Source organism: Thiocapsa imhoffii (assembly GCF_016583985.1).
Classification (GTDB): Bacteria; Pseudomonadota; Gammaproteobacteria; order Chromatiales; family Chromatiaceae; genus Thiocapsa; species Thiocapsa imhoffii.
Window position 1 is genome coordinate 1 of the sequence record NZ_NRSD01000044.1, and the last position, 8,997, is coordinate 8,997.

Below are 8,997 nucleotides of genomic sequence, written 5' to 3' on the forward strand. Positions count from 1 at the left end.
TTGACGGTACGTCGTAACCGCTTGGGAATACTGTTAAAAAATGCCTTGACTGCGGCTTTGGTGCGCTCGCTGAGCAGTCCGATGACCTGCAGCATGCCGTTGATGTAGGCACTGACCACAACAACAAAATCGCGATGTCCTTTCTTCAGTGCAATCTCATCGATCCCGACCACTTCGAGATTTTGAATTGGATTCCAATCGATGGTGGCACTGATCTGACGATCAAGGATGCCTTGTAACGCATCAACGCCAATAGCCTGTTTCCGGCTCACATCTTCAAGCGTGCTGTTGATCAATTCCAAAAGCATCTGTTGCTCGAAAGCTTTTGTGACTGAGGCACGTGGCGTATACCATGACAGGGTTTGACTTGTCGTTGGATGCCCTTCGCAGGAGCGACATTGATCGCGCTTAGGACGTCAGATCAACAGCACTCGGTATTCGAGTAGCGGCAAATGTCGAAGTTCGATCTCATTACCCAAACCATAAGCATGATGAATCGGCTTGCCACAACGGTGACACTGCGTTCCTTCTAGGGTACTATGAACGTAAATTCTCAACGTTTTACGTTCACCTAAAACCACCCGTTCAATTGCGAGGTCAGGAAGATTTAAAAGGGCCTGAATCGTATCATTATCGAAAGTCATCATCAAAAGCGCTCGAATGACATTTTAGCGGAGCACCGCCATCAAGTGACTGATTTATATGATAACATGACCCCCTGAGATCCGGGAGAGCCACGAAATTTTGGCTCGAACCTGAAATCGAGCTTGCAAGAAACCATAAATATTCAAGAAAGCAACTAAAGCCAATAGAGTCACTCGTTGAGGTTCGTTATAATGAGCTTGTTAGCGCATGGGAACAGCATTTCAGTAGTGGAAGTAACTAATATTTCTGCGCATGGGGTGTGGCTGCTTGCCCATGGAGAAGAATTGTTTATGTCATATGATGATTTTCCATGGTTTAAAGAAATGTCGGTCCAATCAATTGTAAATGTAGAAGAAGAATCACCAAATCATTTTTACTGGCCTGACATAGATGTCGATTTAACCAGAGAAATTATTAAGCATCCAGATCGTTTTCCGCTTAAATCAAAAAGCACATAACACGCGCCTCAAGCCGTTCCCATACTGCGCACGATGCTTGGCACTTTGGCTTCAACCGCATCGCGGCGCAGTATGGGTCGGCTTAGGCGTGGCGTTCGGCTGCGGATCGACAGATCATGTTCATGCCTATATAACCAGATGGCTCCCACGGATCGCCGTGCTGCAAATGTCGTACGGGCATCGGGGTGCATGTCGCATGTCTGCCGCCAGTGCAGGAGGAAAGGGGCCAGGCTCGAATAGTGCTAAGACAAGCGCAAGCGATTGAAAAAGAATGAGGAAGGCTGGCGAGGGTGGTACGGTGAAATCGCCAAATCACACCGACCACCCGAGGAACCGGCTTGCATGCATGCATGCATGCCATCGTCCGGCCTTGGAGCAACAAGAACTGATTCGGCGCCGGCGCACCGCCTTGGTGGCAGGCGTAGAATCGCCCAGTGCGCCTGGTCGACGGCTCGACCATGACGATGGTGGACAGGGCGCAGAACCAGGCCGTCGATCTGCAGCCGAGTCGCCAGAAGCCCGGCTTGGGCTTTCCGATCTGCCGCATGGTGGCCTTGATCTGTCTGTGCAGTGGCGCGCTGCTCAATGCGCTTGAGGCCGACGATATCCTGCTCGGCGACGCCTTCTACCCGACCTATTTTCTGCTCTGCAAACTGGTGCAACGGGGCGTCGACGGATGTTCGAACAGTACGGTGTACGCAAACGCAGCACCGATTTCAAGACCGGGTAGAAGCTCGGACCGCGCGATCATCTGGTGGTGCTGGAGAAACGGACGAAACGACCGGATTGGATGACCCCGGAGCTGTACGCGCAAGCCCCCGGCAACGCTGACGGTGCGCGAGTTCGCGGCCGGTGGAAAATCATGGTCACCACCTTTCTGGATGCCAAAGCGGCCCCGAAGAATACGTTGAAGGTGCTGTACCGGCGCCGCTGGAACGTGGAACTGGATCTGCGCAACATCAAGATCACCCTCGGCATAGCGTGGCTGCGTTGCATAGCCCCGGCGATGGTGGTCCAGGAACTGTGGGGCGACCTGCTGGTCGAGTACTCGCCCAAGGTGGAGGGGTCCGCCCTGGTGAACAGTCTCAAAGGCGTGCCCAGCCGCTTGCTGCGCCAGTAGCGCCCGGACATCCAGCGGCGCGACTGGAAGGGCGTCCTCTGGTCGCCCTCCTACTGCGCCGCCTCCGGTGGGGGCGCACCGATGGCGATCGTGCGTCAGTGCATCGAACAGCAACAGACTCCCACCTAAACAGCCGGACGGGTCCACCGTCCGGCGCTATCCATCCCCGCCCTGAACGACGGGGCTTTTCACGCAAGACGGGTAAAACAACCCACCGCGCCATGGACGGCGCACGCACAAGGAGACATCACCGTGAGCGGAATCAACAAAGTCATCCTGGTCGGCAATCTCGGAGCAGATCCCGAGATCCGCTCCACCCAGAGTGGCGACACCGTCGCCACGTTGCGGATCGCGACCAGCGAGACCTGGAGGGACAAGCAGACCGGCGAGCGCATGGAGCGCACCGAATGGCACCGCGTCATCCTCTGGCGCCGACTCGGCGAGATCGCAGGCCAGTATCTGCGCAAAGGCTCGAAGGTCTACATCGAGGGCAAGCTCCAGACGCGGAAGTGGACCGATCAATCGGGTCAGGACCGCTACACGACCGAGATCCAGGGCAACGAACTGCAGATGCTCGACAGCCGCGGTTCCGGCGAAGGCGATACGACCGAGCGCCCGCGCGAATCGGCCAGTTACAACCGCTCGACCGAGTCACCGCGTGCTCAGGCGCCGGCTCAGAGCCGAGCGCCAGAGCCACACCAGGACTTCGACGACGACATTCCGTTCTGAGGTAGACCCGGCTCGGGTGGACACCCGAGTCCGGTTGCCCACCCGAAGTGTCTCTAAGAACGGCGTGGACCTGACACCTGATCACGGCTGACAGGACGCATCCCGACCTCGAGGACGCCCGCACCTCCGCACGGCGCCGGGACCGGCACACAACGCCGGCCACCGGGTGCGCGCGAGCCGAGGATTCCGATGGGTGGTCGCGGCAAGGTCGGTGCGATCCTGAGACGCGATCACGGCTGAACGGGGCTCGCCTGCGCCAGCGGTTCCTTCGATCCCGACCTCGCAGCCAAACAAACCGAAGGCCGATGCGGAGCGCGTCGCCGCCGATCTCTGGATAGTTCAGCGTCCAGCCAGAGAAGCGCATATAGTCCGCATTTGTCAGATCGTGACGGCGCTTCAGCAGTACAAACCTGTCTCGGTCAGCTGATCATCAGCGCATCGCTGCATCGCCCGGTCACCGCTGCATTCACCTTGACTGTCCATCAGGTCGCCGACTCCCTTGAGCATGAAGATCTGGATCCTTCGCTTACTGCTCGGCGTCGCTTCAGTCGTTCTGACGGCAGGCTTCGCGACCTGGTGGCTGATTCGCGGCAGTCTGCCGATGCTCGACGGCGACCTTCCCGTTCCCGGTCTCGATCATCCTGTGACCATCGAACGCGATGAGCAGGGTATCCCGACGATTCGTGCATCGACGCGCCGCGACCTGGCTTTGGCGACGGGATTCGTGCACGGGCAGGATCGTTTCTTCCAGATGGACATGATTCGCCGCAAGGCTGCCGGCGAGCTCTCGGAGATGTTCGGCGCGGCGGCTTTGCCGCTCGACAAGCATCACCGCTTTCATCGATTCCGCGCTCGCGCACAGGCCGTCATGCAGACACTGACGGCGACCGAGCGAGCCATCCTCGACGCCTATGCCTCCGGCGTGAATGCGGGTCTCGGGAGTCTGTCGGTCCGTCCATTCGAATACCTGTTGTTGCGTGAACAACCGAAGCCCTGGAGGACGCAGGATACGATTCTCGTCGTCTACGCGATGTTTATGCAGCTGAACGACGATAGGGCACGAGGCGACGTCCAACGCGGGGTTGCGCAATCGGTGCTGCCGGCCAACGTCGATGCCTGGCTCTATCCGACCGGCACGAGCTGGGATGCCCCGCTGGTCGGTGGAGCGATCGAGGCCGTTCCGATGCCGGACGCCGGTGACGATGCGATCCGGCACGTCGCACTCATCCCCGAACCCGCGACCGAACAGGGCAGCCCTGCGTTGAACGGCAGCAACAATTGGGCGGTCGGCGGCGCGCTGACCGATCACGGTCGGGCGCTGGTCTCGAACGATATGCACCTGGGCCTCTCGGTCCCCAATCTCTACTACCGGGCGCGCCTGATCACGACGGGCGACGGCGAACGAGACGTGACCGGGGTCTCTCTGCCCGGTACGCCGTTCGTCGTTGCCGGCAGCAACGGGCGCGTGGCATGGGGATACACCAACAGCTACGGCGACTGGTCCGATGCCGTCGTGATCAGGCCAGGTGCAGCGGCCGGGACCTATCGAACGCCGGACGGGGAGGAGGTGTTTGTCGTGCATCGGGAGTGGATCAACGTCAAGCAGGCGGATCCTGTCGAGTACAGGATCCGTGAAACTCGATGGGGTCCGGTCGACGACAGCAATCCATTTGCCGGCAGCGAGGTGGCGGTGCGCTGGCTCGCCCACAGTCCGCAGGCCGTCAACCTGAAGATCCTCGAGCTCGAAACGGTTGCGGACCTTGATACCGCACTCGACGTCGCGAATACGATGGGTTTGCCGCCGCAGAATGTCGTGGCGGGCGATGCGCACGGCCATATCGGCTGGAGCATCGCCGGTCGGATCCCGGTGAAGAGCGGCTACGACCCGAGGGTTCCCGCCGATTGGAGCAACGGGGGCGGATGGACCGGCTGGCTGGACCCGGCCGACTATCCGCGCGTCATCAATCCGGAGTCGCAGCGGATTTGGACAGCGAACGCGCGCGTCGTCGAGGGTGACGCGCTGCGGAAGATCGGAGATGGCGGCTACGACCTCGGCGCGCGGGCGCAGCAGATCCGGGACCGGCTATTCGAGAAAGACCGCTTCGCGCCGGAGGACATGTTGGCGATTCAACGCGATCACGAGGCGCTATTCCTCGGGCGCTGGAGAACATTGCTGCTCGAGGTGCTTGCCTCCGGCGGACCCGAGATGGAGGAGTATCGGTCACTGGTGGAGCACTGGATTCCTGCGGCGTCCACCGATTCCGTCGGCTATCGGCTGGTGCGTGCCTTCCGGTTGCAGGTGCGGCAGAAGGTGTTTGCCGCACTGACGACACCGGTGAGGGCTGTCCATGGAGAGAACGCGGATCTGCTGATCAGTCACCAGTTCGAGGCGCCGTTGTGGTCCGTTCTGACCGAGAAGCCACGGCATCTGTTGCCCGCGAATGTTGAGAGCTGGGATGCACTGATGCTCGCCGCGGTGCGCGAAAACATCGACCGCTTCGAGCAGCACTTCGACGGTGGCCTGTCTGCACGGACGTGGGGCGAGTTGAATACCGCGCACATTGCCCACCCGATCAGTGGGGCCGTTCCGTGGCTGTCGAAATGGCTGGATATGCCACGCCAGGCGCTACCGGGCGATGCAAACCTGCCGCTCGCGCAGAGTCCGGATTTCGGTGCCTCGCAACGGTTCTCCGTGTCACCCGGCGACGAGGCCAACGGTCTGATGCAGATGCCCACCGGCCAAAGCGGTCATCCGCTGTCGCCGTTCTACCGACGCGGCCATGACGACTGGATGTCCGGTACCCCAAGCCCGTTCCTGCCGGGGCCAACGCGCCACCGACTGACGCTGAAACCGGCTCCTTAGGCGCCGATGCCGATCCCGAGCCGCGTGTCGGCGCGATGAGGGGTGAAGGACCGCTGCGGTTACAGTCTCCGGCTTCCCCCACACCCATCCCCCTCCTCCACGTCCAGCCAGCCCCGCAATTGCGCGGTACGCTCACGCGTCAGCCCCGCCAATGTCGTGCATTCGCACATCGGATACATGGACCCGTATTCGATCTGCTTGTCCTGCGCCGGGTAGAGTGCGGCAAGCTCGGCATCTCGGAAGGCGATCCAGGCACGCTGCGCGGTCTTCAGTGTGTCGAGAAACAGCGCCTCGTCCCGATAGCGCTCCCGGATCTCTCGATAGACGCTGTGCAACTCGGCATCGGCTGCCTCCAGCTCCGCGCAGGCGCTCTGGTTCAGGTCGGATTGGGTCTGTGCCTGACTCGTACCGATGACGAGCAGGAGGGAAAGCGCGAGCAGCGACGGGCTGGGATTCATGGCGGGTACCGGATCGGGTGATTGTGGGTTGCCCATCCTGCGAGGCATCATGACCCGCATGGATGCGCGTCGCTTGGCGACACGGATCGCGCCGGACAGCACGCCAGATCAGGCTAGGGACCGTCCAAAGACCTGTCAAGGCAAGAGCAAGGCGGCGCCGGGTCCGGATCGCACACCGGGTTGGGGCGCCCGCGGCCACCGCGGTCCCTGCACGCGTCCGGCCCTCCCGGATCGCGTGGTAGCCGACGAACCGGTGTCAGCTCGCGCCATTGCTCACTCGAACCCGGATCTCCCGATGCCACGGCTTCTTCTCTTGCTCACGGCGCTCGTCATCGCCGCACCCGCCCACGCCGAGGACGCCGACCTCGCCGTGCTGTTCGCGAAGACCGGTTGGGCCGCGCGGGCCACGCCGCAGATCGGCTGGTCCGTCGGGTATGTTGAGACGCCCGAGGACACCTGGATCTTCGCCCTGAACATGGACACCCGCAGTGCTGCCGATCTGCCACAGTTCAAAATCCAGCCGAACGCCTGGTCGGGGATCGTCTCGATCTTCGCCCATGTGCCGCCGGACCTGCGCCGGGCGGTGCACCGACGCGTGGTGGAGGGACTGCGTCCGGGCGGCGTCCTGATCCTGGAAGCCTACACCCCCGAGCAGCTGCGCTTCGGCACCGGCGGTCCGCCCGTGGCCGAGCTGACCATGAGCCTCGCCACCCTTCAAGTCGAGCTTGACGGCCTGATGTTCGAGGTCGCACGCGAGTGCGAGCGGGAGGTCTTCGAAGGGCGCTACCATCAGGGACGCGGTCATGTCGTGCAGATCATTGGACGCAAGCCGGTAGACGGCTGATCCGCGACCGCGCTCCCCGCCGCTGGCTCGGTCGCGATCCGCTCTCCTGTTCGCCCGCGGCAGAGACGTGGGCGGCCGTGAGCCGTTCGCGGATCCACACGCCCATGGGCTCCTTGCCCTCGACCGGCAGGTTCGGGGGCGAACGCTTCACCGCCTGGAAGACACTCCGGCGACAACAGGTACACACGCATGAGCAATCGAACGATTCCCCTCGACGCGCGGCTTCACGGCTACCTGCTCGAGCACTCCCTGCGCGAGAGCGCGATCAAGCGGCGCCTGCGCGCGGTCACCGCCTCCTTGGAGCAGCGCGGAATGCAGATCGCCCCGGAGCAGGGTCAGTTCATGGCCCTGCTGGTGGAGCTGATCGGTGCGCGGCGCATCCTCGAGATCGGCACCTTCACCGGCTACAGCGCACTGTGCATGGCCGAAGCGATGCCGGCCGACGGGACGCTGATCTGCTGTGACCTCAGCGCGGAGTGGACCGACATCGCCCGCGGCTTCTGGCGCGAGGCCGGGGTCGCCGAGCGCATCGACCTGCGGCTGGCACCGGCACTGGAGACCCTCGATGCCTTGCTGGCGCAGGGACAGGAAGGGCAGTTCGACATGGCCTTCGTCGATGCCGACAAGGGCAACTACACCCGGTACTTCGAACGGTGTCTGACGCTGGTGCGCCCCGGCGGTCTCCTCCTGTTCGACAACACGCTCTGGGACGGTCGCGTGGCCGATCCCGATGACCGGGACGAGGACACCCTGGCGATCCGCGCGCTCAACGACCATCTGCTGGGAGACCAGCGGGTGAGCCTGAGTCTGGTGCCGATCGGCGATGGGCTGACGCTGGCGCGCAAGCGCTGATCTCCGCACGCGGTCCAACCCGACGGCATGATGGGGTCACGGCAGGACGTGGCGCGTCACCCCCGCCCGGCTGCGTTCGGGGTCGCCCTAGCGGGAAACCCCGCGGTACAGCCGATCGACCCAGTCCCGGAACCAGGCGGGTCGCGCGAGCAGAAGGTACGCGAGCAGCAGTGCAGCCAGCGGGACCACGAAGGCCGCGGTGTCCACGACGACGATCAGCACGGCGAGAACCAGACGATGGGCGAGACGCATGACGACCTCGGGATTGGCCATGTTCGCGACGGGGGCGGTTCAGTCGGCTGCCGGTGTTGGGTGGTCGAGGCGGGTTGATGAGCCGGGCGGCTGCCCGTGAAACCTTCGATCAGCAGTGCGTCTCATGGTCGATTGCACCATCGCGCGGGCTACCGGGCGATGCAAACCTTCCCGACCTGAAGTCAGTCGCGGCTGTTCTTGGACTGGCCGTTACGGATCGCTTGCGGACGGGGAATGGCCAAGGTTTGAAGTCAAAGGCGTGTGAGGGTATTCGCGCAGCTCGGAGGAGCGATGGGTCAACCCACATACTCCATAAGCATCGCAACCGAAACACCTGACGCAGTGGGATGGGGAGCAAAGACAATTCGTGTGTTGTCCTTAAAGCCAAGTTCCTTCACTGCTTTTTCAGCATGTTTAGGCTCTCCCGGATTTCAGGGGAATGTGAAACCAATTTAAAAACAATTATTTAACGCTATATTTTGCGTACACATCAACTACGAAAAGTCGCTGAACAAGAAAACTCTAACTCATTGATTCATATTGACTCCACGCCGAAGCGAGCGTATCCGTTGAGATCCAAGCACACTCTTTGATACAGATGGGCGAGGTTGGTGATGCCGTAACAGCGTCGTTTGAGGACTTTCAATTTATTGTTGAGGCCTTCTACAAACCCGCTCGTCTGACGGTTGACAAAATAATTAGTGATCTCAGCGAAATGAGTTCTAAGCGTCCCAAGAAAGCGATCGAAACACCTGATTCCGCGATTCGAGACTTGT

Annotated in this window: 11 protein-coding genes and 2 pseudogenes; 8 read left to right on the plus strand and 5 right to left on the minus strand. The window is 61.5% G+C overall.

The window, feature by feature from the left end:
- Together CKO25_RS19935 and CKO25_RS19940 are read right to left on the minus strand one after the other, a co-directional pair.
- Positions 1-308: transposase (locus CKO25_RS19935; RefSeq protein ID WP_200389705.1), on the minus strand; the 308-nt coding region annotated here is incomplete at its 3' end.
- A 108-nt stretch (positions 309-416) separates the two neighbouring features.
- Positions 417-647, minus strand: coding sequence for a hypothetical protein (locus CKO25_RS19940; protein ID WP_200389706.1), 231 nt, complete (start codon positions 645-647; stop codon positions 417-419).
- 113 nt (positions 648-760) lie between these two features.
- On the opposite strand from CKO25_RS19940, the gene CKO25_RS19945 reads away from it, so the two are divergent.
- The 6 genes and pseudogenes from CKO25_RS19945 (at position 761) to CKO25_RS19975 (ending at position 5,815) form a co-directional block, all read left to right on the plus strand.
- Positions 761-886 carry a DUF4160 domain-containing protein gene (locus CKO25_RS19945; protein ID WP_338115190.1) on the plus strand — a complete coding sequence of 42 codons (126 nt, stop codon included), beginning with the start codon at positions 761-763 and terminating at the stop codon, positions 884-886.
- Entirely contained in the window at positions 837-1,103 is a 267-nt protein-coding gene (locus tag CKO25_RS19950) for a DUF2442 domain-containing protein (RefSeq protein WP_200389707.1), read from the plus strand. Before CKO25_RS19945 ends, CKO25_RS19950 begins: the two co-directional genes overlap by 50 nt.
- 428 nt (positions 1,104-1,531) lie before the next feature.
- Positions 1,532-2,142, plus strand: a pseudogene (locus CKO25_RS22045) (transposase); the annotation flags it as partial.
- Positions 2,137-2,352 (plus strand): annotated as a pseudogene (locus CKO25_RS21435) (transposase); the annotation flags it as partial. The pseudogenes CKO25_RS22045 and CKO25_RS21435, both read left to right, overlap by 6 nt.
- A gap of 117 nt (positions 2,353-2,469) precedes the next feature.
- Positions 2,470-2,952, plus strand: a complete 483-nt coding sequence (gene ssb, locus CKO25_RS19970) for a single-stranded DNA-binding protein (protein WP_200389717.1) — start codon at positions 2,470-2,472, stop codon at positions 2,950-2,952.
- A 505-nt stretch (positions 2,953-3,457) separates the two neighbouring features.
- A complete protein-coding gene (locus CKO25_RS19975; protein ID WP_200389710.1) occupies positions 3,458-5,815 on the plus strand; it encodes a penicillin acylase family protein in 2,358 nt (785 codons plus the stop codon).
- A 59-nt stretch (positions 5,816-5,874) separates the two neighbouring features.
- On the opposite strand, the gene CKO25_RS19980 is transcribed toward CKO25_RS19975, so the two are convergent.
- On the minus strand, positions 5,875-6,309 hold the full coding sequence (locus tag CKO25_RS19980; protein ID WP_242467774.1) for a lysozyme inhibitor LprI family protein: 435 nt from the start codon (positions 6,307-6,309) through the stop codon (positions 5,875-5,877).
- Positions 6,310-6,322: 13 nt separating this feature from the next.
- Here CKO25_RS19980 and CKO25_RS22050 point away from each other — a divergent pair, with 13 nt between their 5' ends.
- Positions 6,323-7,117, plus strand: coding sequence for a hypothetical protein (locus CKO25_RS22050; protein ID WP_200389711.1), 795 nt, complete (start codon positions 6,323-6,325; stop codon positions 7,115-7,117).
- A gap of 189 nt (positions 7,118-7,306) precedes the next feature.
- Complete coding sequence (locus CKO25_RS19990) at positions 7,307-7,969, plus strand: O-methyltransferase (protein ID WP_200389712.1); 663 nt, start codon at positions 7,307-7,309, stop codon at positions 7,967-7,969.
- An 87-nt stretch (positions 7,970-8,056) separates the two neighbouring features.
- Here the strand turns inward: CKO25_RS19990 and CKO25_RS19995 are convergent, their stop codons facing one another.
- Positions 8,057-8,242 (minus strand): hypothetical protein, encoded by a 186-nt coding sequence (locus tag CKO25_RS19995; protein ID WP_200389713.1) that lies wholly within the window; start codon positions 8,240-8,242, stop codon positions 8,057-8,059.
- A 514-nt stretch (positions 8,243-8,756) separates the two neighbouring features.
- Positions 8,757-8,997 (minus strand): transposase (locus CKO25_RS20000; protein ID WP_200389714.1); only part of this gene is annotated, 241 nt, incomplete at its 5' end.

Bases quoted from the DNA above. Each gene is read 5' to 3' on its own strand.
- CKO25_RS19950 (WP_200389707.1), top strand. From the start codon at position 837: ATGAGCTTGTTAGCGCATGGGAACAGCATTTCAGTAGTGGAAGTAACT.
- CKO25_RS19975 (WP_200389710.1), top strand. From the start codon at position 3,458: ATGAAGATCTGGATCCTTCGCTTACTGCTCGGCGTCGCTTCAGTCGTT.
- CKO25_RS19940 (WP_200389706.1), bottom strand. From the start codon at position 647: ATGATGACTTTCGATAATGATACGATTCAGGCCCTTTTAAATCTTCCT.
- CKO25_RS19990 (WP_200389712.1), top strand. From the start codon at position 7,307: ATGAGCAATCGAACGATTCCCCTCGACGCGCGGCTTCACGGCTACCTG.
- CKO25_RS22050 (WP_200389711.1), top strand. From the start codon at position 6,323: ATGACCCGCATGGATGCGCGTCGCTTGGCGACACGGATCGCGCCGGAC.
- CKO25_RS19995 (WP_200389713.1), bottom strand. From the start codon at position 8,242: ATGGCCAATCCCGAGGTCGTCATGCGTCTCGCCCATCGTCTGGTTCTC.
- CKO25_RS19980 (WP_242467774.1), bottom strand. From the start codon at position 6,309: ATGGGCAACCCACAATCACCCGATCCGGTACCCGCCATGAATCCCAGC.